The organism is Pseudomonas sp. NPDC089407 (genome assembly GCF_044900445.1).
In the GTDB taxonomy this organism is placed as follows: Bacteria; Pseudomonadota; Gammaproteobacteria; order Pseudomonadales; family Pseudomonadaceae; genus Aquipseudomonas.
Window position 1 is genome coordinate 89058 of the sequence record NZ_JBJDNB010000021.1, and the last position, 26037, is coordinate 115094.

Genomic DNA, 26037 nt, shown 5'->3' on the forward strand with positions numbered 1-26037 from the left:
GCGGCCGGACGGCGGCTGGCGTCCTGTCTCAAGTGGATTTGGAAAGCGGAGAATAACCTCAATGTTTGCTTATGTCGGATCTCGCACGACCCGCGAACGCAATGCCCGAGGCGACGGGATCACGGTCTACCAGGTGGATCAGGAGGCGGGCACGCTGGAGCGTATCCAGGTGGTCAGCGAACTGGTCAACCCTTCATTCCTGGTGCTTAATCGCACAGGCGACAGGCTCTACACCGTGCACGGCGACCGCAGTGAGGTGAGTGCCTTCGTCGTCAATCGCGATGACGGCACCCTTACGCTGCTCAACACGCAGTGTTGTGATGGCCGAAACCCTGTGCATCTGGCGCTGGACCCGAGTGAGCGGCACCTGGTGGTGTCCAACCATATTACCGGCACTTTGGCGGTGATGGATGTGGCAGTCGACGGCCAGCTGGGCGGAGTTACACAGCTTGTCGCGCTGGAGGGACCGATTGGTCCGCACCGGATCGAGCAACCGTTTGCGAAACCGCACTTCAACCCCTTCGATGCTGCGGGCCGGTTCGTGTTCGTGCCCGACAAGGGTCTGGACCGTATCTTCAGTTTCCGCTTCGATAACGGCAAGCTTTACCCGGCTGATCAGCCATGGGTAGCCAGCCGCGAGGGCGCAGGGCCACGCCATTTGGCACTGCATCCTGCTGCACCTTATGCGTTCGCGGTCAACGAACTGGACTCCACTGTCACCAGCTACAGCGTCGATCCGCAAACGGGATCGCTGCAGCCGCTGCAAGTGTTGTCGTCCCTGCCGTCGACATACACAGGGAACAGTCGCGCCTCCGAAATCGAGGTCGATCAAAGCGGTCGGTTCGTCTATGCCTCGAATCGAGGCTACGACAGCATCGCGGTATTTGCCTTCGATACGCACAGTGGCCTGCTGACGCTGGTCGACGTTGTAACGACGGGGGGGCGTACGCCGCGCTTCTTCGCCCTTACCCCCAACCAACGCTTTCTCTTCGCATTGAACGAAGACAGCGACAGCATCGTTGCGCTGGCAGTCGATGCGCAGCACGGACGCTTGAGTAAAACGGGCTTTTCGGTTTCGACCGGCAGTCCGGTATGTATGGTTTTTTCTGCCTGAACCGTGTTGCACAGATAACAATGAATGGGGCGGGTCATGGCCCGCTCCACAGTGAGGTAGCCATGAACAACAACAAGACTGTCGATGAGCAGGCCACGGTCCGCAAGGTGACTCTGCGCATCATCCCCTTTATGTTTCTGCTGTATATCGTCTCGTACCTGGACCGCGCCAATATCGGGTACGCCGCGCTGGAAATGAACAAGGAACTGGCGTTGACCAGTGAAGCGTTCGGTTTCATTTCCGGCATTTTCTTCATCGGCTACTTCCTGTTCGAAGTGCCAAGCAACGTCATGCTGAACAAATATGGTGCACGCGTATGGATTGCGCGCATTCTTGTCACCTGGGGTGCGATTGCCGCTGCCACGGCCTTTGCCCAAACCGCCAATCAGTTGTACGTGCTGCGATTTTTCCTTGGCGTGGCCGAGGCCGGATTCTTCCCTGGCGTTATCGTCTACCTGACCTTCTGGTTCCGTTCCAAGGAGCTGGCGACTACCGTAGCGCTGTTCACCGCCGCGATTCCGGTCAGCTACATCATTGGCGCGCCGCTTTCCACCTGGATCATGGACAACATCCGCTGGCTCGACTGGAGCGGCTGGCGCTGGATGTTGTTCCTTGAAGGCGTGCCGGCGGTGTTTCTGGGCATTGCCTGCTTCCTCTTCCTGACCGACAAGCCCGAGCAGGCCAAGTGGCTGACCCAGGCTGAGAAGGACTGGTTGCTGGCCGAGCTGGAGCGAGATCGACAAAGCCGCAAGAACGTCAAGCGCCTCAGCGTGTTCAAGACCATGGTCAACCGAAAGGTGCTTTATCTGGCGTTCATCTACTTCGTCTACCAGTGTGGCAGCCTCGGTGTCGGCTACTGGATGCCGCAGATCATCAAGGGCTTCTCTGACAGCCTCACCCACACCCAGATCGGTCTGATCGCCATGCTGCCGTACATCGTCGCGACGGTCTTGATGGTGGTTTGGTCGCGCAGCTCCGACCGGCGCAACGAGCGTAAACTGCACTCGGCAATTCCATTGGCTGTAGCGGCTCTTGGCCTTGTCGGCGCAGCGCTGCTGCCCAGCCCCGTAGCGTCGATGGCAATGATCTGTGTCGCGCTCACTGGCCTGTACAGTTTCAAATCGCCATTCTGGGCGCTGCCGACATTGTTCCTTGACCGGGCTACTGCAGCAGTGTCCATCGCAGTGATCAACTCCATCGGCAATCTGGGCGGGTTCGCGGGCCCCTCGTTGATCGGCGTGGTCAAAGGCCAGAGCGGCAGCGCTGCGACCGGCTTGCTGTTCCTCAGTGCCTTGCTGCTGTTGGCGTTTGTGATGACGGCGCTGATGCGCATCGGTAACAACGGCCCGGATCAGCCGATGACGGCATCGGCACACTGATTCCAGATATCACTTCTCCACCGCCTGGTCCTTGAGGGGGCCAGGCTACACCCTGCCTGCAATACGGACCCGCCCGATGCATAACAACAAGAACATCCTGCGAACCCTTCTCACTCTGTCGCCTTGCCTGGCCGCTGGCACCGTGAGTGCTGAAGGCTTCTTTGAAGACAGCAAGGCCAACCTGCAACTTCAGAATTACTACTTCAATCGCGACTTCCGCGATGGCGCCGGCCAGTCCAAGCGCGAAGAGTGGGCTCAAGGCTTCTTGCTCGACTTTCGTTCCGGCTATACGCCCGGGACCATTGGTTTTGGCGTGGATGCGCTGGGCATGTTGGGCGTCAAGCTCGACTCGAGCCCCGATCGTGCGGGCTCCGGTTTGCTACCGGTCCATGACGACGGCCGCGCCGCCGATGAATTCAGCCGCCTCGGTCTGACAGCCAAGGTCAAGGTGTCAAGCAGTGAACTCAAGTACGGCACGCTGATCCCCAAGTTGCCGACCGTGCAGGCCAATACCGGGCGCATCCTGCCGCAGACGTTCGAGGGCGGCCTGTTGACCTCCAAGGAGTTCGAAGGCTTGACATTCACGGCTGCCCGCCTGGACCGGATGACCGACCGGGATTCGACGGACGCCGGAAAAATCACGCTCAACAACAAGAACCGCCGCTTCGCCGGGGCGGTGGAGGGCGACGATTACTGGATCGGGGGCGCTGATTATGCGTTGAACAAGCAGGTGACCCTGACCTACCAGTATGCCGAGTTGCAAGACGTCTACCGACAGAATTTCTTCGGCCTCAACCATGTGTTGAAGCTGGGGGCCGGCAAGCTGAAGAGCGACTTGCGCTACATGCTCAGCGACGATGCCGGCAATGCGCGGGGTGGCAAGATCGACAGCGGGGCCCTGAGTGGTATGTTCACCTACAGCCTCGGCGGCCACGCGTTTGGTCTGGGCTTGCAGAAGATGAATGGCGACACGTCGATGCCGTTTCTCAATGGCACCGACCCCTATCTGACCAACTACATCCAGATCAACGACTTCGCCGAGCCCGGCGAGCGCTCCTGGCAGTTGCGCTACGACTACGACTTCGCCGCGCTGGGCATTCCCGGCCTTACCTTCATGACCCGCTACGTCAAGGGTGACCACGCCGATGCTGCCACGCTGACAGGCGAGGGCCGTGAATGGGAGCGCAACACCGATATCGCCTACGTCATCCAGACGGGGCCCTTGAAGAACGTCGGCCTACGGTGGCGTAATGCGGCTTACCGATCCAGTTTTGCGCGTGGGGCCGATGAGAACCGCTTGATAGTGTCCTACACCTTGCCCATCTGGTGAGGCCCATTCGCGGGTAAAGCCGCTCCTACAGGCTCAGCGCGGGCCCTGTAGGAGCGGGTTTACCCGCGAAGTGGCCCGCCCAGACAACGGAGAACTCAATGTCCATCGCAATTTCCCCAGAAGTACTGGCTGAACTCGCCCCTAATGGCACCTTGCAAGTCGCTATCAACCTCGGCAACCCGGTGCTCGCCCAGCGCGGCCCCGACGGTGAACCCCAGGGCGTCTCGGTCGCCCTGGCCAAGGCCCTGGCTGAGGAACTCGATGTCCCCCTCGAAATGCGCACCTTCGACGCTGCTGGCAAGGTATTCGCTGCTCTGGAAGAGGGCGCCTGGAACCTGGCTTTTCTCGCCATCGAACCCGTGCGCGAAGCGCAGATCGCCTTCAGCGAACCCTATGTGCTGATCGAAGGTACCTACCTCGTCAGCCGTGACGCTCCTTTTCAGCGCGTCGAGGAACTGGACAAGGCCGGCCTGCGCCTGGCGGTAGGCAAGGGCGCCGCCTATGACCTGTACCTGAGCCGTACCCTGGAGCAGGCAGAGTTGGTGCGCGCCGATACCTCCGCCGGTGCCGTTGACTTGTTCATCGAGCAAAGCCTTGACGCCGCCGCCGGCGTTCGTCAGCCGCTGCAGAAGGTAGCGGAAAGCGATGCGCGCTACCGTGTACTGGACGGCGCATTTACTGCGATTCGCCAGGCCATGGCGGTGCCGCGCGGTCGGGAACATGCGGCTGCCTATGTGCGTGCCTATGTCGAGCGCCAGCTGCACAGTGGTTTTGTCCGTGGCGCTTTGCTGGCCACCGGGCAAACCGACGTCAGCGCACCGCGCTGACGACTTGGGCCGTTTCCGCGGCCCAAGGCCCTATATTCAAGCGAGAACCTCGACCTGTTCGAAGCAGCTGCGGATTCCAAGGCAGTGAATAGACACCAGAGCCGCCACTGCCTGGGTGGCTCGGGTTCTGGTCAGTTGATCGACATGCGGGCAGTAAGGTTCTGTTGCATGTAGTCCAGGAAGCGGCGCTGGAAGAGCATCGTGTGCTCATGTGCCGCAGCTTCCGCTGCATCCGGATTGCGTGCAGCGATAGCTTCGATCATTTCGTCGTGATCTCGTCCAAGGCGATGTGCGCTGGCGGAGCTGACCACGTGATCGAAATGAAGGTGCAATAAACGTTGCCCTTCGCCAAGCAACCGCTCGTAGTAGGTAATGAAATACGGATTGCGCCCAGCGTGAGCGATAGCCATGTGAAAGGCCTTGTTCAACTCGGACATAGCCTGGAAATCGCCGCTGGTCACGGCATTCAGATAGGCAGCATCGGCATCACGAATCGCCTGTAGATCCTCGGCCCGATGCTGAGTTGCAGCCAGGCGTGTTACTGCGCGCTGGATCAGGTCCAGAGCAGAAACGTAGTTTGGAAACTCCTCGATTTCGAACGGCGTCACCAGTGTGGTGCGATTGGGCAGAATGACCACCAGACCTTCCGTGATCAGTCGGGCCAGAGCATCGCGCACTGGAGAGCGGGAAAGCCCAAACTGCGCCGCCAGGGAAACCTCATCCAGTTGAACCCCCGGTTTAAGTTTGAGGGTCAGGATCTGTTTGCGCAGCTCTTCATAAATATAGCGTCCACTGTGCCGACGAGGGCCGCTCTCGGTGTCGTTTTCTTTTGCCATCATCAGGTCTCGGTTGGTCCGGCAGGCATCATACAGGCCAGCCATTGTTGTATACAGTTGGTATGCAACTGCGCGACCCGCAGCATGGGAGCAAAACGGCTAACCCGTCAATATTTCCCATCCTGGGGAAGCATTTTCCGTGTTGTAAAGTGGATGCAACTTGAACCAAGACCTGATGACTGTGCCCGGATATCCGGGCACAGTGCGTCAGCTCACTGTCCGAGTCCAGCTCCCCATGTGTCGCTTAGCATGAAACCAGCAGAGAGCGGATCATCTGGATCCACACCCATCTGTTGCAAACCATAAAGCCATGCACGCCCCGTTACGCGTGGGAGCACCGCCGGTTTACCGGCAACTTCGGTGTGGCCGAGCAGCGCCACCTGGAATTGGCCTCCGATGGTGGACCGTGAGACCAGAGCGTTCCCCGGCCTCACCAGCCCGCGAGCAGCCAGCGTAGCGAGATTGGCCGAACTGCCGGTCCCACAGGGCGATCTGTCTACGCGACCAGGCGGTAGTGTCGTGCAGGTCTGGTAAGTACGATCGTCCAGGCGGTTGCGGAACATCACGTAGGCCACTTCGTTTACCGACGGCAAAAGCGGGTGCTGAACGTTTAACTGGCGATTGATCACGTCTTTCAGAGCCACGCCAGCGTCGGCGAGGGCGCGGGCATTTTCCGGGGCGATGCTGAGTCCCGTTTGCTCGACGTCGATCAGCGCGTAGTAGACGCCGCCGAACGCCACATCGACGGTGATCGTGCCGAACTGTTCGGTCACGATGTCCAGGTCCAGGTGCTCGACAAAAGACGGCACCATGTCCAGCGACACGCTCAGGCAACGCCCTTCCGCACACTGGGCACGCGCGGTAACCAGGCCGGCCGGAGTATCGAGCACTACCGTGGTTTCGGGCTCTTGCATCGGGACCATACCCAGCTCCAGCAAGGCAGTGACCACGCAGATGCAGTTGCTGCCGGACATTGGATGAGCCTTGTCCGCCTGTAAAACGATAAAGCCGGCATGGGCTTCTGGCCGGGTTGGCGGCAGCAGCAGGTTGACCGACATCTGCAGGCAGCCGCGCGGTTCCATCGTCACCAAGCGACGAAGACTGTCGTCTACCTCATTGATGTAGTTCATCTTGTCCAGCATGGTGGCGCCTGGGATACCCAGGACGCCGCCAGTGATGACCTTGCCGATCTCGCCTTCGCAGTGCACCTCAGCCAACTGAAGCGTCTGTTTCCAACGCATGGGTGTTACCTCACTTGATGTACCAGCCCCAAGGCTGTTCGCTGTCGTAGCGGGTGATCTGCTTGGTTTCCAGGTAGTTGTTCAGGCCCCATTCGCCCAGCTCGCGACCAATGCCGCTGGTCTTGTAACCGCCCCATGGTGCTTCTGTAAAGGTTGGCTGCGAGCAGTTGATCCAGACGATACCGGCGCGGAACTTGCGGGCAACGCGCTCACAGCGCTCCAAGTCCTTGGACATGACAGCAGCACCCAGGCCGAAGCGCGAATTGTTGGCTGACTTGACCGCTTCCTCTTCGGTGTCGAACGGACGGATGCACACCACCGGGGCGAAGATTTCTTCGTTCCAGATCCAGCTGTCTTCCGGAACATCGGCGAACACGGTCGGTTGCAGGTAGAAGCCTTTGTCCAGGTGCGCCGGGCGTTCACCACCGCACACCAGGCGTGCGCCTTCTTCCAGGCCCCGCGAAATGGCTTTCAGTGTACCTTCGTATTGGCTGCGGTTGACCAGTGGGCCGAGCAGCACACCTTCTTCCATGCCGTTGCCGATCTTGATCTTGCGGGTCTCTTCGGCCAGGCGGGCCAGCAGCGGCTCGTACGCGGAGCGCTCGACCAACACGCGGGAAGTCGCCGAGCAGACTTCACCCTTGTTCCAGAAAATGCCGAACATGATCCATTCAACGGCTTTTTCGATGTCGCTGTCGGCGAAAATCACGAACGGCGATTTGCCACCCAGTTCCAGGGTCACGTTCTTGATGTCCTGGGCGGCGGCTTGCATGATGCGGCTGCCGACCGGCACGCTGCCGGTGAAGGCCAGTTTGTCCACGCCTGGGTGGGCGGTCAGCGCGGCACCCACTTTGGAACCTGGACCGGTGACGATGTTCAGCACGCCAGCAGGCAGGCCGGCTTCATCTGCGATGCGGGCCAGCTCCAGGGCAGTCAGCGAGGTCTGCTCGGCAGGCTTGAGGATGATGCTGCAACCGGCGGCCAGCGCAGGAGCGATTTTCCACGAAGCCATCAGCATCGGGAAGTTCCACGGCACGATGGCGCCGGCAACACCGATCGGCTCCTTGCGGGCGATCGAGCTGAAGCGGTCATCGGACAGCGCGACGTCTTTCTCGCGGTGGCGGTCCAGTTCCTCGGCCAGTTTGGCGTAGAAGTCGAAGCAGCCGGCAGTGTCACCGATGTCCCACATGGCTTCCGGGAACGGCTTGCCGTTGTCGCGCACTTCAAGTTCGGCCAGCTCTTCCTGGCGGGCACGGATACCGTCGGCAATCTTGCGCAGGTACTCACCACGCTCGGCACCGCTCAGGCGCGGCCACGGGCCCTCCTCGAAGGCTGCGCGGGCAGCCTTGACCGCGATATCGATGTCCTCTTCGGTACCCGATGCCACGCTGGTGATCAGGCTTTCGTCGCTAGGGTCATACGAATTGAAACTGCCGCCCTGGACAGGGCTGACCCATTGGCCATTGATGTAGAACTGATCGTAACGGTTCATGCAGTACCTCCAATAAGGGCGAAGCGACGAGCGCTGAATGCGGACAGGTTTTGTACCGGTGTACGGTTTGCAGCCAGATCGGCAACCAGGCGGCCGGTGGTGGCGCCCAGGGTCAGGCCGAGCTGCCCGTGGCCGAAGGCCATGATCGCGTTTTTCAGGCGGGGCGAGCGGTCGATGACCGGTTTGGTGTCAGGCAGGAACGGCCGGTAGCCGACGCCGAACTCCATCCCCTGGGTATTCAGTTGTGGCAGCACGCGGCGTGCCTTTTCCATGATGATTTCGGCGCGCTTGAAGTTCGGTTCGGCGCCAGGGGCGGCGAATTCGATGGTGCCGCCGATCTGCAGGCCGCGGGTCATCGGGGCGAAGCAGAAGCCGCCATCGGCGTAGATCACCGAGTGGCGGATTTCGACATCAGGCGTGGGCAACACGGCCTGATAACCCGCAATGCCCGCCAGCGGGATGTTCACCCCAAGGGTGTCGAAGAACGGACGTGCCCCCGTTCCGGCGGCCACTACCACGTGGTCGGCTGGCAGCCGAGTGCCGTCGGCCAGGGTTACACCGTTGGCGCGGTCGTGGTTCTCATCGATTTTCACGGCTTTCTGACGCAGGCGCACGCCACCTTGGGCGATGAAGCTTTCGGTCAATGCGGCAATGAAACCCTCGGTATCGCTGACGGCGCGCCAGTCAGGGAACAACAGGCCATGCTGGAACTTGCCGGCCAGGGCCGGCTCCAGATCGCCGATGGCGGCGCCATCCAGCTCTTCGGACTTGAAGCCCAGCTGCTTGCGCAGTTCAAGGTGTGGGCGCTCGTGAGCCAGGCCTGCCGGGGAGTCGAACACCTCGAGAATCGGGCGGTCGCCCAGCAAGCGCTTGTCGGGGCATGCGTCGAGTAACGGGGCATAGTCTGTGTAGACATGCTGAGTCAGGCGTGCCATGTCCTGGGCGATCTCATGAATTTTTGACGACCGCGCGCAGGCGAGAAAACGCAGAAACCAGGGCAGGATGCCGGGCAGCGCGCTAGGACGCAGTGCCAGGGGGCCTTTCTGGTCGAGCAGCCAGCCCGGGATCTTCATCAGAATACCCGGCTTGGACAGCGGAATGACTTCACTGACCGCCATCTGACCGCAACTCCACTTGGCGGTACTGTCGCCCGGTGCGGCGGGGTCGATGAGCGTGACCTTATGGCCTTCGCGCTGCAGGTACAGCGCGCAGCAGACACCGACGATACCGCCGCCGATAACAATGGCGTTCTGCGATGACGATTGTGGGGTGTTCATGGTTGTGTCTCGTATCAGGAGAGGGTGCGAAGGGGCCGCATGGCGGCCCCGTATAGCCTTACTGCTGCGATGCTTCGAAAACTTTGCGGAATTCGGTCTTCTCTTCATCAGTCAGCGGCAGCAGCGGAGCGCGTGCGTTGCCGACTTTGAAGCCTGCCAGTTCGGCGCCGTACTTGACCTTCTGCACGAACTTGCCGCTCTCCAGGTTGGCCATGGCTGGGAACAGGCTGCGCATGACCTGCTGCGCACCGCGGATGTCACCGCTGGTGAAGGCTTTGTGGAAGGCCACAACCTTCTCAGGGAAGATGTTGGCTGGGCCACAGATCCAGCTGTCGGCGCCCCACAGGTAGAAGTCCAGTGCCTGATCGTCCGAGCCGCAGGACAGCTGAATGCCTTTGTATTTTTCACCAATTTCGATGGCACGCAACAGGTTGCCGCTGCTTTCCTTGATACCAATCACCCGTGGGTGCTCATGCAGTGCGGCGATCACGTCCAGGCCAACTTCGACGTTGGTACGGATTGGGTAGTTGTACAGCACCACGTTGATTTGCGGGAACGCTTCCAGAATGGTGTTGTAGTGGGCCAGCAGTTCTTCCTGGGATGGCAAGGCGTAGTAGGGCGGGGCGATCAGCAGGTTGGTGTAGCCTGCATCGACGGTCTGCTTGATCTGCTCCAGCACTTCGCGGGTGCAGGAACCGTTGGCACCGGCGATCAGGGTGCCGCGGTCACCGACCACTTCCTTGACGGTAGCCAGGATCTGACGACGCTCGTCGTTGGCCAGGGCGTAGTATTCACCGGTCGAGCCCAGTGGTACGAAACCGCTGACGCCCGCTTTCAGTTGATGCTCGAGGATGTCGGACAGGGTGTCGTGGTCGACCTTGCCAGCAGCATCGAAAGGGGTAACCAGGGCGGGCAGAATACCATTCAGTTTCATGAAGTAACTCCAGTTCAGTCAGGGAGGTTTAGTAGGCGTAGCGGCGCAGCAAGCGCCCTTCGACCACACCGACCAGACGGGTCAGCGGGAAGGCCACGAGGAAGTAGATGACCGCCACTGCCGAGAGGAACTCGACCGGACGGGCAGTACTGTTGGAAATGTTCTGGCCGACGAACATCAGGTCGGCGACACCCACCGAGGAGATCAATGCGCTCTCCTTGAACAGGCTGACCACGTTCGACAGCAGCGGCGGTACGGCACGCAGCAGGGCCTGTGGGAAGATCACGTACAGCACCTTGACCTTGGAAGTCAGGCCGAGCGCGGTGCAGGCGTCATGCTGTTCGCTGGCGATGGACTTGAGCGCGCCGCGGAAAGTCTCGCTGGTGATTGCGCCCATATAGAGGGTGAGCGCGATCAGCACCGATACATACGGAGGGATATCCAGGCCGAACACCACAGGGAAACAGAAAAACACCCAGAACAGCTGGATCAGCAGTGGCGTGCCGCGGAAGAACTCGACGTAAAGCATCAAGGGCAGGCGAACCAGTTTGAGTTTCACCTGGCGCAGCAGGCTGACGACAAACCCGAGCAGGCTGCCGAGCAGGGCGCAGACGCCGGTGAAGGCCAGTGTCAGGGCAAGACCTTTGAGCAATACGGGCCAGTAGCCCAGGACAACCGAGAAATCGAGTGGCATGACAATCTCCTCAGCGCTGGCCAGCCAATTCCTGACGCCGCTCGAACCACTGCACCAGCTGCGCGATCGGCAGCGACAGGGCGAAGTAGATCAGCGCGATCAGGGTGTAGGTTTCCAATGGGCGGTAGGCTTCGGTAGCGAGGCTCTTGCCCACATACATCAGGTCAGCGACCGCGACGATGGCCACCAGGGCGCTTTGCTGCAGGGTGCCGATACCATTGGTGATCAACACCGGCAGGGCACTGCGCAGCGACTGCGGCAGAATGACGTACACCGTGCGCTGCCAGGACTTCAGCCCCAGTGCAATGGAGGCATCCAGATGCTCACGCGGCACTGCCTGCACACCGGCCCGGTAAGCTTCGGCGTTGAATGCCGTGAGGTTCAGGCCAAGGGCCAGAAAACCCATGGCAATGGGGTCGATGAACACGTCGAACAGCATCGGCACGCAATAGAAGAACCAGACAATCTGCAGCAGTGCCGGGGTGCAGCGGAAGAACTCGATGAACAACTGTGCCGGCCAACGGATGAAGAACCAGCGGCTCAACGTCATCAGGCACAGGAGAAAGCCGCAGACCAGGCCAATCAGGTTCGAGACCAGGGCCAGTTCCAGGGTTACCTTGAGCCCGTCGAGCAAAGCCGGCAGGCTGCCGTTGAGAAAATGGAAGTCGAATTGGTAGTTCATGACCACGCCCTCAATCGAAATGAACGACCTTTTCGAGGAACTCGCGGGTGCGAGCTTCACGAGGCTGGGTAAAGATCTGCTCGGGCGGACCTTGCTCGACGACCTTGCCGTTGGCGCAGAACACCACGCGGGTGGCGATGTGCCGGGCGAAGTGCATGTCATGGGTGACGATGATCATCGCCATCTTCTGCTCGGCCAGCTGCATCATCACGTTCTGCACTTCAATGACCATCTCCGGGTCAAGCGCCGAGGTCACTTCATCGAACAGCATCAAGCGTGGTTCCAGCATCAAGGCACGGGCAATTGCCACACGCTGCTTCTGGCCGCCGGACAGTTGGCTGGGGTAGGCGTGCAACTTGCTCTCCAGGCCCAGGCGGGCAAGGTAGGCGCGAGCCTTTTCGGTGGCTTCGGCCTTGCTCAGGCCATGGACCTTCACTGGCGCCAGGATCAGGTTGCCCAGCACCGAAAGGTGAGGGAACAGCGTGTAGTGCTGGAACACCATGCCAATCTGCTTGTGCAGCGCCTCGTCCAGCGGCTTGCCTTGTTTGCGTGCTCCGTCGATGTACGGCTTGCCTTGGAAATTGATGGTGCCGCCCTGGATGCTTTCCAGGCCCATGAGCACCCGTAACAAGGAGCTTTTGCCGCTGCCGGAGGGGCCGATGATTACGAGACGATCATCGGCACGCATGTCCAGGTTCATCTGGTCCATGACTACCAGCTGCTCGCTGTAGGCTTTGCGTACGCTGCGCAGCTGGATGAAATTGCCGTTCATGTCTGAATTCGGGTTGAGCGAAGCCTGTGGCTGGGAAGCCACCAAATGAGGAGTGGTCATTACAGTCGTCTCCGGAAGGGCCTGCTGACGGCCCTCTATATGTCAGCTGGAGTTACTGGGCTTTGCCGCCCGCAATGATTTCGGAGGAGGCCTTGTCTACCAGCTTGTCGATCTCGCCCGACGCGCGGCGCTGGGTCAGGTAGGCATCAAGCTCGGCCAGGTCTGCCGCAGGCGTGTCATGGGCCAGGGCGAAGGACACCCCTTGCTTGGCCATCGCAGGTACCGGGATAACTTCCTTGACCCAGTTGTTTGCCATGGCGAACAAGTGATTGGTGTCGTTGGCATCAGCCAGCACGTCGGCGCGGCGGGACATTAATGCCATGCGCGTTTCGTCCGAACCTGGCAGACGCATCAGCGTGGCGTTCTTGATGGCGGCGGTTACGGCCTTGTCGGCGGCGGTACCCGAAATGACGGCGATGGTGACGCCAGGCTTATCGAAATCAGTGATGGCGTTACCAGCACCGCTGAACTTCGGATTTTTCTCGTTGATCAGCAACGACACCTGATAGTCGGTGGCCGGGGTCGAGAACGCCACGGCTTTTGCTCTTTCAGGCGTCATGTTCAGCGCCATGGCCATGTCCCATTTGCCACTCTGCAGGCCGGCCACCTGGTTATCCCAACTGGTGTCGACGAACTGTGCTTTTACCTTGAGCACGTTCTCGGCGAAGTCGCGGCACAACTCGACGAAATAGCCGCTGTACTGGCCTGAGGCCGGGTCGCGCATCACATAAGGGGCCGCGACAGCTGCACCGCAGCGCAATACGCCGGCTTTCTGAACGCTTTGCCAGGTTTGCATGTCGGCGTGCGCTGCAGGTTGTGACAGCAGCGCTACAGCTGCGGTCAGGCTTGCGATGCCGGCGCTGACTTTGCGGGAAAAGGACCGTGCCATGTTGAATCTCTCCGGTAATTTGTTTTTGTAGGCAGAAGAGGAAGCAAACGAATCGTTGTGATTTTATGAGTGCTACGTTGTGTGCAGCGATGCATTCAGGCTATTGCGACTATGCGCAGCCTGTCAACACGCTTGAAAGAATTTTTTGAAGCAAAGCAACCCCGATCACCTGTGAAAGTGATTGGGAATGCTTTGGGGGAAGGAGGGGATGAAGCTAGGCGGGGCTGCCGGTCAACTGCAATTCATCGAGAAAACGCTCAAGGATCATGTTAGGTCGCCGCCCTTTGCGGGTCGCGATGGCGAGCTTGGCGTCGAAGAACAGGCGGTTAGGGTCAAGCGCTGCCATGATGCCTTTGTCCACCCAGCTGGCGGCATAATGATCGGGCAGGAAACCAATGTAGCTACCCGTCAGAATTAAAAACGCAATGCCCTCACGGTCGGTCGCTGAAGCCCCGAAGTTGAGCAGTTGGTGTAGCCCAATAGCCTCGGCGGTCATTCGGTAGGTCGGCACCACGGCATCGGCCTGAGCAAGTTGTTCGTCAGTGACGCTGGCGGCATAAGCGAACAGGGGGTGCTCGTGGCTGCAGTACAGATTTGAACGCTCCTCGTAGAGCAAGCTGTAGTCCAGGCCGGACAGGGGAGAAATCAGCGGCACTGCGCCGACGTGAAGGTGCCCATCCAGGAGACCTCGCTCTATTTCGCCGGGGGTGCTCATGCTCAGGTTGATGCGCACGCCACTGCCTTCCGCGCGCACGGCTTTGAGCGCATGGGTGATGCGCATCTTCGGCTGGGTGACCAGGTTGTTGACGATGGCCACGTTGAGGTCGCCACGCAACTGCTGGTGCATCTGGTTCACTTCGCTGCGAAATCCCTCGATGGCCACCAGTACGGTTTCACTGGCGCGCAGCACTTCACGGCCTTCGTCAGTCAGGGCAAAGCCTGCACGACCCCGCTGGCACAAGCGCATCCCCAGGCGCTTTTCCAGGTCGCCCATGTGCAAGCTGATGGCGGATCGGGTGATGCCCAGTGCACTTTCGGCACCGGAAAAACTGCCGCATTCGGCGACGGTTTTAAAAACCCGCAGTAGCCTGAGATCAAAATCACTGACCTGATGCAAGGGTGTCTTCTTGGTCATGCGTGAGCTTTCCAATAACTGAGTGCAAGAAAATATAGATTTATCGCATATGACTTTCCAGCACAAGCTAGGCCCATCACGCCACGCTCAGGATTACCCTCATGAACCAGGCCTTGCAGACACCTTTCTCCTTGGCCAGTGGCCTCCAACTTGAATCACACTGGATGCCGTTTTCCTCCAATCGGAATTTCAAGAAAGACCCTCGCTTCATCGTGGGAGCCAAAGGTAATCGACTGATTGATGAGCATGGCCGCGAGGTGTTCGATAGCCTTTCGGGTTTGTGGACCTGTGGAGCGGGCCATTCCCGACAGGAAATCGCTGACGCTGTCGCGAAGCAATTGGTGTCCCTGGACTACGCGCCAGCGTTTCAGTATGGGCATCCTCTGTCTTTCCAGCTGGCTGAAAAGATTGCCGACCTTGTACCGGGCAATCTCAATCACGTGTTCTTTACGGGCTCGGGCTCCGAGAGCGCTGATACCTCTATCAAGATGGCCCGCGCGTACTGGCGCCTCAAAGGTCAGCCTCAGAAAACCAAGCTGATTGGCCGCGCCCGCGGTTACCACGGCGTGAACGTTGCTGGCACCTCGCTGGGTGGCATTGGCGGCAACCGCAAGATGTTCGGCCCATTGATGGATGTCGACCACCTCCCACACACCTTGCAGCCGGACCTGGCGTTCACCAAGGGTGCTGCCGAGACGGGCGGCGTGGCCTTGGCCAATGAATTGCTGAAGCTGATCGAGCTGCATGATGCCTCCAACATCGCGGCAGTCATCGTTGAACCGATGTCCGGCTCGGCCGGTGTCATCGTTCCGCCGCAAGGCTACCTTCAGCGCCTGCGCGAGATCTGCGACCAGCACCACATTCTGCTGATATTCGATGAGGTAATCACCGCTTTCGGGCGCATGGGGGTAATGACGGGCGCCGAGTACTTTGGCGTTACTCCGGATCTGATGAACATCGCCAAGCAGGTTACCAACGGTGCCATCCCGATGGGTGCCGTGGTTGCCTCCAGCGAGATCTACAACACCTTCATGTACCAGGCGTCTCCCGAATACGCGGTCGAGTTCGCCCACGGTTACACGTATTCGGCCCACCCGGTTGCATGCGCAGCTGCCTTGGCCACCTTGGATCTGCTGGAAAAGGACAATCTGGTTCAACAGTCGGCAGAACTGGCTCCGCACTTCGAGAAAACTATTCATGCCCTGAAGGGCAGCCGGCACATCGTCGACATCCGCAACTGCGGCTTGGCCGGTGCGTTGCAGGTTGCGCCACGGGATGGCGATACGCTCATTCGCCCGTTCGAAGCAGGCATGGCGTTGTGGAAAGCAGGTTTCTACGTGCGCTTTGGCGGCGACACGCTGCAATTCGGCCCAACATTCAACACCCAACCCCAGGAACTGGATCGTCTGTTCGATGCCGTGGGCGAAGCCTTGCACGGTATCGACTGATCAGCACGCTCTCGCGCGACGAGAGCTTCCTTCATACAACAAACAGACAGCTTGTCACCAAGCTCGAGGAAAGAAGATGGCAACTATCAAGCACTTGATCCATGGTGAACACATCGCGGACGACGCCCGCACCACGGATGTGTTCAATCCGTCCACTGGTCAGGCTATCCACAAGTTGGGCCTGGCGAGCCGCGCCACTGTGCAAAAGGCCATCGACTCGGCCCAGGCCGCCTTCCCGGCCTGGCGTAACACCCCGCCGGCCAAGCGCGCGCAGGTGATGTTCCGCTTCAAGCAACTGCTGGAGGCGAATGAGCAGCGTATTGCCCAGCTGATCAGCGAAGAGCACGGCAAGACCATTGAAGATGCCATCGGTGAACTCAAGCGCGGTATCGAGAACGTCGAATTCGCCAGTGCCGCTCCCGAGATCCTCAAGGGCGAATACAGCCGTAACGTAGGTCCGAACATCGATGCCTGGAGCGATCTGCAGCCCATCGGCGTAGTGGCCGGCATCACCCCGTTCAACTTCCCGGCGATGGTACCGCTGTGGATGTATCCGCTGGCCATCGCCTGCGGTAACTGCTTCATCCTCAAGCCGTCCGAGCGCGATCCAAGCTCGACCCTGCTGATCGCCGAACTGCTGCACGAAGCCGGCCTGCCAAAAGGCGTGCTGAACGTGGTGCACGGTGACAAGGAAGCGGTGGACGCACTGATCGAGGCGCCTGAAGTCAAGGCCCTGAGCTTCGTCGGTTCGACCCCGATCGCCGAATACATCTACGCCGAAGGCACCAAGCGCGGCAAGCGCGTACAAGCCCTGGGCGGCGCCAAGAACCACGCCGTGTTGATGCCGGACGCCGAGCTGGACAACGCCGTCAGCGCGCTGATGGGCGCCGCCTACGGCTCGTGCGGCGAGCGCTGCATGGCGATCTCCGTGGCCGTGTGCGTGGGTGACCAGGTGGCAGACGCCATGATCGCCAAGCTTGAACCCCAGATCAAAGCCCTGAAGATCGGTGCCGGCACCTCCTGTGGCCTTGACATGGGCCCGCTGGTCACCGCTGCTGCGCGTGACAAGGTGCTGGGTTACATCGATGACGGCGTTGCCGCCGGTGCCAAGGTCGTTGTAGACGGCCGTGGCTTCAAAGTGGCAGGCAACGAAGATGGCTATTTCGTGGGCGGCACGCTGTTCGACCGTGTTACCCCGGAAATGCGCATCTATAAGGAAGAGATCTTCGGCCCTGTACTGTGCGTGGTCCGCGTGAACAGCCTGGAAGACGCGATCAAGCTGATCAACGACCACGAGTATGGCAACGGTACCTGCATTTTCACCCGCGACGGTGAATCGGCCCGCCTGTTCTGCGACGAGATCGAAGTGGGCATGGTCGGCGTCAACGTGCCGCTGCCGGTTCCGGTGAGCTACCACAGCTTCGGCGGCTGGAAGCGCTCGCTGTTCGGCGACTTGCACGCCTATGGCCCGGACGGTGTGCGCTTCTACACCCGCAAGAAGGCAATCACCCAGCGCTGGCCGAAACGCACCAGCCATGAGGCCGCTCAATTCGCTTTCCCTAGCAACAGCTAAGGCAAGCCCCAGGTTCGAATGCCTGCATCGTTCACTGTTCTGACGGAGAACCGCGATGGCGCAGGCATTCGTCACTTTACAAGCGTCTGGCACACTTAATAGACAGGTCGACAAGTATCATGGCGATTACCAATCAGTACGTGAAAGATCTCGATCGCGAGTATGTATTCCACTCGTGGTCGACCCAAGGAACACTCAACCCTCTGGTGATCGCCGGCGGCGAGGGCAGCACGGTCTGGGATTACGACGGCAAGCGTTACCTGGACTTTTCCAGCCAGCTGATCAACACCAACCTGGGCCATCAGCATCCAGCGGTCATCGCGGCCATCCAGGAACAAGCCGGCGCGCTGACCACCATTGCCCCGGCAACGGCCAACCTGGTCCGCGGCGAAGCCGCCAAACGCATCATCGAGCAGGCCCCGGCCGGCTTCAAGAAAGTCTTCTTCACCAACGGTGGCGCCGACGCCAACGAAAACGCGATCCGCATGGCGCGCCTGTTCACCGGTCGTGACAAGGTGCTGTCGTCCTACCGTTCCTACCACGGCAACACCGGGTCGGCAATCGTCGCCACAGGCGACCCGCGCCGTGTGCCGAACGAGTACGCCCGCGGCCACGTGCACTTCTTCACCCCGTACCTGTACCGCAGTGAGTTCAACGCCCAGAACGAGGCTGAAGAAACCGAACGCGCCCTGCGTCATCTGCGTCGCGTGATCGAATGCGAAGGCGCGAGCTCGATCGCTGCCATTCTGCTGGAGAGCCTGCCGGGTACTGCCGGTGTGCTGGTGACCCCAGTCGCCTACATGCAGGGCGTGCGCGAACTGGCCAACGAGTTCGGCATCATGCTGATCCTCGACGAAGTGATGGCTGGCTTCGGTCGTACCGGCAAGTGGTTCGCCTTCGAGCATTACGGCGTCGTGCCGGACCTCATCACCTTCGCCAAGGGGGTGAATTCGGGCTATGTACCTGTTGGTGGCGTGGTGATCTCGGAACAACTGAGCACCTACTTCGATACCCACTTCTTCCCAGGCGGCCTGACTTACTCCGGTCACCCGCTGGCCATGGCCTCGATTGTTGCGTCCATTGATACCATGCGCAAAGAGCGCGTGGTCGAGAACGCTCAGGAAATCGGCGAGAAACAGCTCGGCCCGCGTTTGCGTGAACTGCAGCAGCGCCACCCGGCGATCGGCGAAGTCCGTGGCGCCGGCGTCTTCTGGGCGCTGGAGTTCGTCAGCGACAAGTCGACGCGTGCGCCGTTAGCTGCCCAGACCATGCTGGCATTGAAGAACAAGCTGCTGGAGCGCGGACTGCTGCCCTTCGTGGTCGAGAACCGTATCCACGTCGCGCCGCCCTGCATCATCACGGCTGAAGAAGTCGAGGCGGGTGTCGCCATCCTGGACGAAGTCATCGGCTCCGTACTGGGCTAACGGTTCATCAACTCGCTTGTGCCGAGTTCTTTACCTTCTCGGGTATGCGCCCGGGAAGGGTTGAGTTGGAGTGCTAGCGTCTTCCATTGGTCTAACTTTGAAGGTGGATGATGCGGCTTCTCTTACCCGCAGAGGTCACTGCGGTGATGGTAACTTTCATGGATTGCAGCCTCTCACCACTGTCGAAGGCTTCGGCTTGAGACCTTTGCCGCCCCCACGCTGGGCGGCCTTTTTTTCCTGAAAACAAAAGCCAGGCTTAGCTTGGCTTTTGTTTTTGCGTTAGTGCTGTTCAGACCGGCAGGGCCAGCCGAGCCACCTCGGCAAAATAGCGTGCTCCGGTGACAAGAATTTCGTCGTTGAAATCGTAAGAGGCATTGTGCAGAGGCGTGGCGCCTTTTTGCCCGCTCGCGCCGTTGCCAATGAAGACGAAGTTGCCGGGTATCTGCTGAATGAACGCGCCGAAATCCTCCGAGATCATCATCGGCATGACATCGGCGTCCACCGCCGAGTCACCCACGGTATTACGCGCCGCCGTAATGGCCAAAGCGGTTTGCTCAGGCCAGTTTACGGTAGGTGCAAACTCATGGGTGTACTCAAAGGTGCAGGTAGCCCCGTGTGCGGCGCATATACCCAGGCAGAGTTCGCGCATACGAGTTTCCAGCAGGGCTTGCACGCTAGGATCGTAGCTGCGGGTGTCACCCTTGATGACTACATGAGTGGGTATTGCGTTGCGAATGCCGTCGGTGGTGAATTCGGTGCAGGACACAACGGCCGACAAGCTGGGGTCCACGTTGCGCGCAACCACCGTTTGCAACGCCATCACAATCTGCGCCCCGATCACCAGCGGGTCGATCCCCATGTGCGGGCGAGCCGCATGGGTACCTTGCCCCTGGATGCGGATGACGAAATTGTCTTCGCTGGCCATGATCCCGCCTACCCGGGTTGCGATGTGACCGGCAGGCATACCGGGCATGTTATGGGCACCATACAGTGCGTCAACGGGAAAGCGCTCGAATAATCCGTCTGCCATCATTGCCTTGGCGCCACAGCCATGCTCTTCCGCGGGCTGGAAAATGAAACGCACGGTTCCATTGAAGTTACGGCGCTGGCACAACAGTTCTGCCGCACCCAAGATCATCGCCATGTGCCCGTCATGGCCGCAGGCATGCATCTTTCCGCTGATGCACGAGGCATGATCGTGATGCTGCGCTTGTTCGGTGATGTTCAGGGCGTCCATGTCGGCTCGCAGGCCGATGCAGCCGTGGCCATCGCCCACGCGCAAGCTGGCGACAAGTCCGGTACCGCCAATGCCTCGGTGCACGTGCAGGCCGAAGCTCTCCAGGATCTTTGCGACCTGGGTTGCGGTATTGAATTCCTCGAAGCCCGTCTCTGGGTGGCGATGGAACGCATGGCGCCAGTCTTTCACACGCTGCTCAAAAGTAGGGTCAGAGATCATCGGTACAAATTCCTGGTCAGTGAGGGAGTGGAGGTTGCGTTGCTGTCGATAAGGGGAGGGGCTCGGATGCGCAGGCAGCGTTGTCTGCCTGACGCCACACCACACTTTCTGCCAGATAAGGAGTGCGGTATCCGCTCCGCACGCCCAGTAGGTAGAAGGCGAGCGCTACGCCAGCGACAACCAGCATGTCCCAGCCTTCCCCGAGCAACCCGATGCCTCCGAACGCTTCGCTACCGATGTAGGAAACAACGGCCATGCTCGGCAGGTATCCGATTAGCCAACCTGCGGCTGTCAATTCCCGGCCGAAGCCCTTCCAGCCTTGGTTGGCTTGGTAATAGAAGAAGAGCGGCAGGGCGCCGACAACCAGCAAGATCACCTGGCCTGTCAGAGGCCAGCGGGCCCAGTACAGCACCAGCGAAGCACACACGAACGCGAAGGGTGCAATGAACTGCATACCTTTGAGGCGCAATGGTCGCGGTACATCAGGAGCGGTGACGCGCAGCGACATCAGGCTCACAGGGCCAGTCAGGAAGGAGATGATGACGGCAACCGAGATCACTGCAGCGAGGGTTCCCCAGCCGCGGAAGAAGAACAGGAAAATGGAAGAGACCGCCAGGTTGAACCACATGGCCGCACGAGGCACCCCATAGATCGGGTGCAGGCTGCCGAACACCTTGGGCATGGTGTTGTTGCGCTCCATGGCGTAGATCATCCGCGCCGTGGTGGCGGTATAGATCGAGCCTGTACCGGAAGGGCTGACGAAGGCGTCGAGGTACAGGAGCATGGCCAGCCAGTTCAAGTTCAAAGCCAGGGCGAGCTGCGCCAGTGGCGAGTCAAAGTTCAGGCTATGCCAGCCAGTGGCGATGCTTTGGGGGCTGACTGCGCCGATGAACGCTACCTGGAGCAACACATAGACCACCAAGGCAATGAGTACTGAGCCAATCAACGCGAAGGGGATGCTTTTGCCAGGGTTGCGAGCCTCACCGGCCAAGCTCACTGGGCTCTGGAAACCGTTGAAGCTGAAGACGATGCCGCTGGCTGCAACGGCGGTGAAGACTGCCGACCAACCATAGGGGGCGAAGCTTGAAGCAGTACCGTCGCCAAAATTCTCGGTATTGAAGCTCGCCCAGATCAGCGCCACACCAGTCACAGCCGGTACTACCAACTTGAAAGTGGTGATAGCGGTGTTGGTCTTGACGAACAGCTTCACCCCCCAGTAATTGAGGGCAAAGTAGACCAGCACGAGTGCGGCACTCGCCCACAGGCCGTGAGTGGTCAGCTCACCGTTGGCGACCATGGCTTGCGCCCACGGGTAGGGCCATGAGGCCATGTACTGAACTGAGGCGATGGCCTCGATGGGAATGACGGAAACGATGGAAATCCAGTTTGCCCAGGCTGCCAGGAAGCCGGTCAATGAGCCATGGGAGTAGCGGGCATAGCGCACCATGCCGCCCGACTCGGGGAACATGGCGCCCATCTCGGCATAGGTCAAGGCGATAGCCAGTACGACCACTGCACCAATAACCCAAGCCAGGATGGCGGCAGGCCCTGCGATTGCTGATGCATGCCAGGCACCGAATAACCAGCCGGAGCCGATGATAGAACCCAGGCCCGTAAGCATGAGTGACCACGGCCCGATGTTGCGAGCGGTTTTTTGCATGAGGAACTCCACTGTTATTTTTGTCTGGAGCAGCCCGCCTGAGGTGTGCAGGCGCACACTTCAGGCGGGATCAGGGAAGGGCGGCCATCAGGTGCGCGATTGCCAATCCACTTGACGCTTGAGTACCGAGTCGCTCGACTCGCCCACCAATTCTTCGTATACGCCCGGGGCCGTTGCACCCTCGGTACTGATCAACAACACGCGCGATTGCCCATCGAGCCCGACGTCCTCAGCCAAGCCGGGGGCGTGCATCAGTCGGGTAAGGGCAGAGAGGCCTGCTACCGCGGACTCACCCGCAACCAGCGGGATGTCTTGCTGGCTGCCTTGAGCCAACCGCTTCATCGATGCCACGGCTTCGTCATCCTCGATGGTCATGAAGAAGTCGACACACGGCTGCAGGAACTGCCAGGCCAGAGGTGAGGTTTCACCGCACGCCAGGCCCGCCATGACGGAATCTACCGAGCCGGTTGCCTTGGCTGCTTTGCCGGACTTTGCGCTTTGATAGAGGCAGTCCGCTTGCGCAGGCTCAACCACGATGAAGGTAGGGCGTTGCTCAGCAAAGTGCTCCCACAGGTAGCTGGCAATACCCGCTGCCAGGCCGCCGACGCCGCCTTGCAGGAATACGTGGGTAAACGGCGGCCGCGGGGTGCTCTGTGCTTGCAGGTCTTCAATGATCTCAGCGGGAATGGTGCCGTAGCCTTGCATTACATCCCTTGGTATATCCTGATAGCCCTCGTACGAGGTGTCAGATACGACCAGCCAGCTGTTGTGCTCTGCCAGGCTGGCCGCTTTCTCGACAGATTCGTCATAGTTGCCGGTGATGCGCACGATTTGTGCGCCATAGGCAGCGATGGCAGTCTCTCGCTCGACGCTGACGTTGGCATGCAGCACGATCACGCAGCGGCAGCCAATACTCTGGGCGGCGGCAGCCAATGCACGTCCGTGGTTGCCATCGGTAGCGCTGATGACGGTGAAGTTGGCCAGTTCGGCTGCATGTTTACCGGCAAACAGGTCTGCAGCCGTGAACTGGCGCTCGGCAAAGGTGCGCATGATCAGCCGCACCAAGGCGATCGGGGCACCGAGCGCCTTGAAACTGCCCAGTTGCGAACGTACCGATTCATCTTTGACCAATATCTGGGCTACGCCCAGTTCACTGGCAAGGCTTGGCAGGTTATACAGCGGTGTGCCATTGGCATTGATGCTCGACCACTGGCCAAGCCACTGGCGACTTTCGTTGGCACTGGCGATGTTCATGATCCGCTTGAGATCATCAGGGTAGGGTTGGCGGATTACGTTCGGGTTCGCTAACAGCATTTCGGACTCCAATAGCAGGCAAAGTGGTGCCATTGCCGCCGGTAATCACCGGCGGGCACATGTGGGGAGGGGCGATCAGAGGGGCGTGTTCAGGCGCCGTTGGACGACATCCAGCAGCACTTGCGCACCGTTGAGCAGTTGGTCGTCGTCAGTATGTTCGCGGGGGTTGTGGCTGATGCCCCCACGGCTGGGCACGAAGATCATTGCGGCAGGCGCAATTCGGGCGATCATCTGCGCATCGTGGCCTGCGCCCGAAGTCATGCGGCGGTGGCTGAAGCCAAAGCGTCGGGCAGAGTCTTCGATAGCATTGGCCAGGGATGGGTCAAAGGTCACAGGCTGGAATCGCACCAGTTGCTCGGTTTCAATCGACACGCCTTCTTCTTCGGCAATTTCTGCAAGTCGCGCGGCGAGCTGTTGTTCAGCTTTCAGCAGTTTGCTTTCGTCTGGGTCCCTGAGGTCGACAGTGAAGCTGGCACGACGCGGGATAACGTTGATCACATTAGGCTCGAAGGTCATGCAACCGATAGTCGCAAGCGTGGTGCCGCTGCTTTTGGCGAGTTGCCGCAACTCGGTAGCAATGGCGCAGGCCACATAACCAGCATCCTGACGCAGGCGCGTAGGGGTAGTACCCGCGTGGTTGGCATTGCCTTTTACGGTCACCTGTTGCCAGGAAATGCCCTGCAGATTTTCCACCACGCCGATCAAGGTGTTTTCCGCTTCCAGAATGGGGCCTTGTTCAATGTGCAGCTCCAGGTATTCGTGGGGCACCATGGCGCCTGGCACCAGCTCGCCGGCATAGCCGATGCGGGCAAGCTCATCACCCAGTCGGCTGCCGTCGGTGCCTACAGTTTTCAGGGCGTCTTCAACGCTCATGCCGCCGGCATAGACCAGCGAGCCCATCATGTCCGGTTGATAGCGCACGCCTTCCTCGTTGGTAAAGGCGCCCACGGTGATGGTGCGCGGTGGCAACACGCCTGCCTCACGGTATGCGCGCTGTACGGCCAGCCCGGCCAGCACACCGTAGCAGCCGTCCAGGGCCCCGGCGTTGGTGACCGTGTCGATATGCGAACCCATCATGAAGGGGCGTTCGTGTCCGGTGTCGCTTGCGCAGCGGAGCGAACCAAAAATATTGCCGATACGATCAACCTGAATGTCCAGTTCAAGCTCGCGCATCCAGGCCACCACCTGATCACGGCCCGCTTTTTCCGCATCGCTGAGCGCGATGCGCGTCCTGCCACCTTGGGTCAGGTCAACACCAATATCGCCCAAGGTCTTGATCTGCTGAAGAAGCTTCGCACCATTCAATTGCAAGCCAGGCACATTGCTCATCTTTATCTCCGCAGTGCGAAGGGCGGATGCCGCCACCTCGCGTTATTGTTCTGTGGTCACCTAAAAATGATATTCCTTTCAAGGTGTATGAAATCTTGATTTTGTGCCTGTTAGCGTAGTTTTATTACCTTTTAGCGCTTGAACCGATGGATTCATTACGAGCTGACCATGAGCCTTGATTCGTTTGACCGTGCCTTGCTGGAAGTGGTCCAGCGCGATGCAACAACGTCCCAGATAGATCTTGGCGAGCAGGTGAACCTGTCCTCGGCTGCGGTCAATCGGCGCTTGAAGAAATTGGGCTGCGAAGGGGTCATTCAGCGCACGGTGGCGCAGGTGAACCCTGCGAGCCTGGGTTACATGCTGACCGTCATTACCGAGGTCGAGGTAGAAAGTGAGCGGTTGGAGCTGCTGGACGAAATGAAAAGGACGTTCATGGCGTGTCCGCAGGTTCAGCAGTGCTACTACGTGGCAGGGGAGTGTGACTTCGTGCTGATCATGCTGGTCAGGAACATGGAGCAGTACACGCAATTGACCAGGGCGCTCTTTTTCCAAAGCAACAACGTCAAGCGCTTCAAGACACTGGTTTCAATGAGCAATGTGAAAACCGGGCTCGCTGTGCCGACCGACCTGGAAGGCTAAGACTGGAATGAGGCGGGGGCAACTGTCGTTGCCCCTGCCCGGTGCTGCTGAACCTGGCTGCTACCCGTTATCGCTGGGCGAAGGCTACCAGTGCTTCGAGTGCTGGGAACTCAATGGTTTCCTGTTCTTGATTCTCCGCCAGGAAGAGCCAGGTCTCGATCACCGAGTCCGGGTTCAGCGACACGCTGTCGATGCCCTGCTCCATCAGCCACTTGGCCAGGTCCGGGTGGTCCGACGGGCCCTGGCCACAGATGCCGATGTACTTGCCGGCCTTGTTGCACGCAGCAATGGCGTTGGCCAGCAGCTTCTTCACCGCAGGGTTACGCTCATCGAACAGGTGCGCGATGATGCCCGAGTCACGGTCCAGCCCCAGGGTCAGCTGGGTCAGATCGTTGGAGCCGATCGAGAAGCCGTCGAAGTATTCCAGGAACTCTTCGGCGAGGATGGCGTTGGACGGCAGTTCACACATCATGATCACGCGCAGGCCGTTGTCGCCACGGGCCAGGCCGTTTTCGGCGAGCAGGTCGACAAC

At 59.9% G+C, this 26037-nt stretch carries 23 protein-coding genes; 8 read left to right on the plus strand and 15 right to left on the minus strand.

Features of this window, described 5'->3' with window-relative positions:
* Nucleotides 1-61: 61 nt before the first annotated feature.
* The 4 genes from ACI2KG_RS17340 (at nucleotide 62) to ACI2KG_RS17355 (ending at nucleotide 4650) form a co-directional block, all read left to right on the plus strand.
* Entirely contained in the window at nucleotides 62-1114 is a 1053-nt protein-coding gene (locus ACI2KG_RS17340; protein ID WP_404662707.1) for a lactonase family protein, read from the plus strand.
* A gap of 62 nt (nucleotides 1115-1176) precedes the next feature.
* The gene (locus tag ACI2KG_RS17345) at nucleotides 1177-2493 is read left to right on the plus strand and encodes an MFS transporter (protein ID WP_404662708.1); all 1317 of its coding nucleotides are present in this window, start codon (nucleotides 1177-1179) and stop codon (nucleotides 2491-2493) included.
* A 76-nt stretch (nucleotides 2494-2569) separates the two neighbouring features.
* Nucleotides 2570-3823: an OprD family porin gene (locus ACI2KG_RS17350; protein WP_404662709.1), complete on the plus strand. Its 1254-nt coding sequence runs from the start codon at nucleotides 2570-2572 to the stop codon at nucleotides 3821-3823.
* 98 nt (nucleotides 3824-3921) lie between these two features.
* Complete coding sequence (locus ACI2KG_RS17355) at nucleotides 3922-4650, plus strand: transporter substrate-binding domain-containing protein (protein ID WP_404662710.1); 729 nt, start codon at nucleotides 3922-3924, stop codon at nucleotides 4648-4650.
* 131 nt (nucleotides 4651-4781) lie between these two features.
* Here ACI2KG_RS17355 and ACI2KG_RS17360 read toward each other — a convergent pair whose 3' ends face one another.
* From ACI2KG_RS17360 to ACI2KG_RS17405, 10 genes are all read right to left on the minus strand, one after another.
* The gene (locus tag ACI2KG_RS17360; RefSeq protein WP_404662711.1) at nucleotides 4782-5489 is read right to left on the minus strand and encodes a GntR family transcriptional regulator; all 708 of its coding nucleotides are present in this window, start codon (nucleotides 5487-5489) and stop codon (nucleotides 4782-4784) included.
* A gap of 209 nt (nucleotides 5490-5698) precedes the next feature.
* Nucleotides 5699-6727, minus strand: coding sequence for a proline racemase family protein (locus ACI2KG_RS17365; RefSeq protein ID WP_404662712.1), 1029 nt, complete (start codon nucleotides 6725-6727; stop codon nucleotides 5699-5701).
* Nucleotides 6728-6737: 10 nt separating this feature from the next.
* A complete protein-coding gene (locus tag ACI2KG_RS17370) occupies nucleotides 6738-8219 on the minus strand; it encodes an aldehyde dehydrogenase family protein (protein ID WP_404662713.1) in 1482 nt (493 codons plus the stop codon).
* Entirely contained in the window at nucleotides 8216-9496 is a 1281-nt protein-coding gene (locus tag ACI2KG_RS17375) for an NAD(P)/FAD-dependent oxidoreductase (RefSeq protein WP_404662714.1), read from the minus strand. The genes ACI2KG_RS17370 and ACI2KG_RS17375 overlap by 4 nt, the downstream gene beginning before the upstream one ends.
* A gap of 58 nt (nucleotides 9497-9554) precedes the next feature.
* Nucleotides 9555-10430: a 4-hydroxy-tetrahydrodipicolinate synthase gene (dapA, locus tag ACI2KG_RS17380; protein WP_404662715.1), complete on the minus strand. Its 876-nt coding sequence runs from the start codon at nucleotides 10428-10430 to the stop codon at nucleotides 9555-9557.
* Nucleotides 10431-10458: 28 nt separating this feature from the next.
* A complete protein-coding gene (locus tag ACI2KG_RS17385) occupies nucleotides 10459-11124 on the minus strand; it encodes an amino acid ABC transporter permease (RefSeq protein ID WP_404662716.1) in 666 nt (221 codons plus the stop codon).
* Nucleotides 11125-11134: 10 nt separating this feature from the next.
* Nucleotides 11135-11806 (minus strand): amino acid ABC transporter permease, encoded by a 672-nt coding sequence (locus ACI2KG_RS17390; RefSeq protein ID WP_404662717.1) that lies wholly within the window; start codon nucleotides 11804-11806, stop codon nucleotides 11135-11137.
* Nucleotides 11807-11816: 10 nt separating this feature from the next.
* Complete coding sequence (locus tag ACI2KG_RS17395; RefSeq protein ID WP_404662718.1) at nucleotides 11817-12638, minus strand: amino acid ABC transporter ATP-binding protein; 822 nt, start codon at nucleotides 12636-12638, stop codon at nucleotides 11817-11819.
* Between the two features lie 52 nt (nucleotides 12639-12690).
* Nucleotides 12691-13527, minus strand: a complete 837-nt coding sequence (locus ACI2KG_RS17400) for a transporter substrate-binding domain-containing protein (protein ID WP_404662719.1) — start codon at nucleotides 13525-13527, stop codon at nucleotides 12691-12693.
* Nucleotides 13528-13741: 214 nt separating this feature from the next.
* Nucleotides 13742-14662 (minus strand): LysR family transcriptional regulator, encoded by a 921-nt coding sequence (locus ACI2KG_RS17405; RefSeq protein ID WP_404662720.1) that lies wholly within the window; start codon nucleotides 14660-14662, stop codon nucleotides 13742-13744.
* Nucleotides 14663-14763: 101 nt separating this feature from the next.
* Between ACI2KG_RS17405 and ACI2KG_RS17410 the strand changes: the two genes are divergently transcribed.
* From ACI2KG_RS17410 to ACI2KG_RS17420, 3 genes are all read left to right on the plus strand, one after another.
* Nucleotides 14764-16110 carry an aspartate aminotransferase family protein gene (locus ACI2KG_RS17410; protein WP_404662721.1) on the plus strand — a complete coding sequence of 449 codons (1347 nt, stop codon included), beginning with the start codon at nucleotides 14764-14766 and terminating at the stop codon, nucleotides 16108-16110.
* 76 nt (nucleotides 16111-16186) lie between these two features.
* Nucleotides 16187-17683: a CoA-acylating methylmalonate-semialdehyde dehydrogenase gene (locus ACI2KG_RS17415; protein ID WP_404662722.1), complete on the plus strand. Its 1497-nt coding sequence runs from the start codon at nucleotides 16187-16189 to the stop codon at nucleotides 17681-17683.
* A 119-nt stretch (nucleotides 17684-17802) separates the two neighbouring features.
* The gene (locus ACI2KG_RS17420; protein WP_404662723.1) at nucleotides 17803-19107 is read left to right on the plus strand and encodes an aspartate aminotransferase family protein; all 1305 of its coding nucleotides are present in this window, start codon (nucleotides 17803-17805) and stop codon (nucleotides 19105-19107) included.
* 289 nt (nucleotides 19108-19396) lie between these two features.
* Here the strand turns inward: ACI2KG_RS17420 and ACI2KG_RS17425 are convergent, their stop codons facing one another.
* From ACI2KG_RS17425 to ACI2KG_RS17440, 4 genes are all read right to left on the minus strand, one after another.
* Complete coding sequence (locus tag ACI2KG_RS17425) at nucleotides 19397-20563, minus strand: M20 aminoacylase family protein (RefSeq protein ID WP_404662724.1); 1167 nt, start codon at nucleotides 20561-20563, stop codon at nucleotides 19397-19399.
* 16 nt (nucleotides 20564-20579) lie between these two features.
* On the minus strand, nucleotides 20580-22223 hold the full coding sequence (locus tag ACI2KG_RS17430; RefSeq protein WP_404662725.1) for an APC family permease: 1644 nt from the start codon (nucleotides 22221-22223) through the stop codon (nucleotides 20580-20582).
* A gap of 87 nt (nucleotides 22224-22310) precedes the next feature.
* A complete protein-coding gene (locus ACI2KG_RS17435) occupies nucleotides 22311-23537 on the minus strand; it encodes a diaminopropionate ammonia-lyase (RefSeq protein ID WP_404662726.1) in 1227 nt (408 codons plus the stop codon).
* 75 nt (nucleotides 23538-23612) lie between these two features.
* On the minus strand, nucleotides 23613-24866 hold the full coding sequence (locus tag ACI2KG_RS17440; RefSeq protein WP_404662727.1) for a Zn-dependent hydrolase: 1254 nt from the start codon (nucleotides 24864-24866) through the stop codon (nucleotides 23613-23615).
* Nucleotides 24867-25034: 168 nt separating this feature from the next.
* Here ACI2KG_RS17440 and ACI2KG_RS17445 point away from each other — a divergent pair, with 168 nt between their 5' ends.
* On the plus strand, nucleotides 25035-25505 hold the full coding sequence (locus ACI2KG_RS17445) for an Lrp/AsnC family transcriptional regulator (RefSeq protein WP_404662728.1): 471 nt from the start codon (nucleotides 25035-25037) through the stop codon (nucleotides 25503-25505).
* A 67-nt stretch (nucleotides 25506-25572) separates the two neighbouring features.
* On the opposite strand, the gene ACI2KG_RS17450 is transcribed toward ACI2KG_RS17445, so the two are convergent.
* On the minus strand, nucleotides 25573-26037 hold a 465-nt coding region (locus ACI2KG_RS17450; protein ID WP_404662729.1), incomplete at its 5' end, for a putative PEP-binding protein.

Excerpts from the sequence above, each read along its gene's own strand:
- ACI2KG_RS17445 (WP_404662728.1), top strand. The coding sequence starts at position 25,035 with ATGAGCCTTGATTCGTTTGACCGTGCCTTGCTGGAAGTGGTCCAGCGC.
- ACI2KG_RS17425 (WP_404662724.1), bottom strand. The coding sequence starts at position 20,563 with ATGATCTCTGACCCTACTTTTGAGCAGCGTGTGAAAGACTGGCGCCAT.
- ACI2KG_RS17360 (WP_404662711.1), bottom strand. The coding sequence starts at position 5,489 with ATGATGGCAAAAGAAAACGACACCGAGAGCGGCCCTCGTCGGCACAGT.
- ACI2KG_RS17435 (WP_404662726.1), bottom strand. The coding sequence starts at position 23,537 with ATGCTGTTAGCGAACCCGAACGTAATCCGCCAACCCTACCCTGATGAT.
- ACI2KG_RS17375 (WP_404662714.1), bottom strand. The coding sequence starts at position 9,496 with ATGAACACCCCACAATCGTCATCGCAGAACGCCATTGTTATCGGCGGC.
- ACI2KG_RS17370 (WP_404662713.1), bottom strand. The coding sequence starts at position 8,219 with ATGAACCGTTACGATCAGTTCTACATCAATGGCCAATGGGTCAGCCCT.
- ACI2KG_RS17430 (WP_404662725.1), bottom strand. The coding sequence starts at position 22,223 with ATGCAAAAAACCGCTCGCAACATCGGGCCGTGGTCACTCATGCTTACG.
- ACI2KG_RS17390 (WP_404662717.1), bottom strand. The coding sequence starts at position 11,806 with ATGAACTACCAATTCGACTTCCATTTTCTCAACGGCAGCCTGCCGGCT.
- ACI2KG_RS17405 (WP_404662720.1), bottom strand. The coding sequence starts at position 14,662 with ATGACCAAGAAGACACCCTTGCATCAGGTCAGTGATTTTGATCTCAGG.
- ACI2KG_RS17420 (WP_404662723.1), top strand. The coding sequence starts at position 17,803 with ATGGCGATTACCAATCAGTACGTGAAAGATCTCGATCGCGAGTATGTA.
- ACI2KG_RS17400 (WP_404662719.1), bottom strand. The coding sequence starts at position 13,527 with ATGGCACGGTCCTTTTCCCGCAAAGTCAGCGCCGGCATCGCAAGCCTG.
- ACI2KG_RS17385 (WP_404662716.1), bottom strand. The coding sequence starts at position 11,124 with ATGCCACTCGATTTCTCGGTTGTCCTGGGCTACTGGCCCGTATTGCTC.
- ACI2KG_RS17410 (WP_404662721.1), top strand. The coding sequence starts at position 14,764 with ATGAACCAGGCCTTGCAGACACCTTTCTCCTTGGCCAGTGGCCTCCAA.
- ACI2KG_RS17365 (WP_404662712.1), bottom strand. The coding sequence starts at position 6,727 with ATGCGTTGGAAACAGACGCTTCAGTTGGCTGAGGTGCACTGCGAAGGC.
- dapA (WP_404662715.1), bottom strand. The coding sequence starts at position 10,430 with ATGAAACTGAATGGTATTCTGCCCGCCCTGGTTACCCCTTTCGATGCT.
- ACI2KG_RS17440 (WP_404662727.1), bottom strand. The coding sequence starts at position 24,866 with ATGAGCAATGTGCCTGGCTTGCAATTGAATGGTGCGAAGCTTCTTCAG.
- ACI2KG_RS17395 (WP_404662718.1), bottom strand. The coding sequence starts at position 12,638 with ATGACCACTCCTCATTTGGTGGCTTCCCAGCCACAGGCTTCGCTCAAC.
- ACI2KG_RS17340 (WP_404662707.1), top strand. The coding sequence starts at position 62 with ATGTTTGCTTATGTCGGATCTCGCACGACCCGCGAACGCAATGCCCGA.
- ACI2KG_RS17415 (WP_404662722.1), top strand. The coding sequence starts at position 16,187 with ATGGCAACTATCAAGCACTTGATCCATGGTGAACACATCGCGGACGAC.
- ACI2KG_RS17345 (WP_404662708.1), top strand. The coding sequence starts at position 1,177 with ATGAACAACAACAAGACTGTCGATGAGCAGGCCACGGTCCGCAAGGTG.
- ACI2KG_RS17350 (WP_404662709.1), top strand. The coding sequence starts at position 2,570 with ATGCATAACAACAAGAACATCCTGCGAACCCTTCTCACTCTGTCGCCT.
- ACI2KG_RS17355 (WP_404662710.1), top strand. The coding sequence starts at position 3,922 with ATGTCCATCGCAATTTCCCCAGAAGTACTGGCTGAACTCGCCCCTAAT.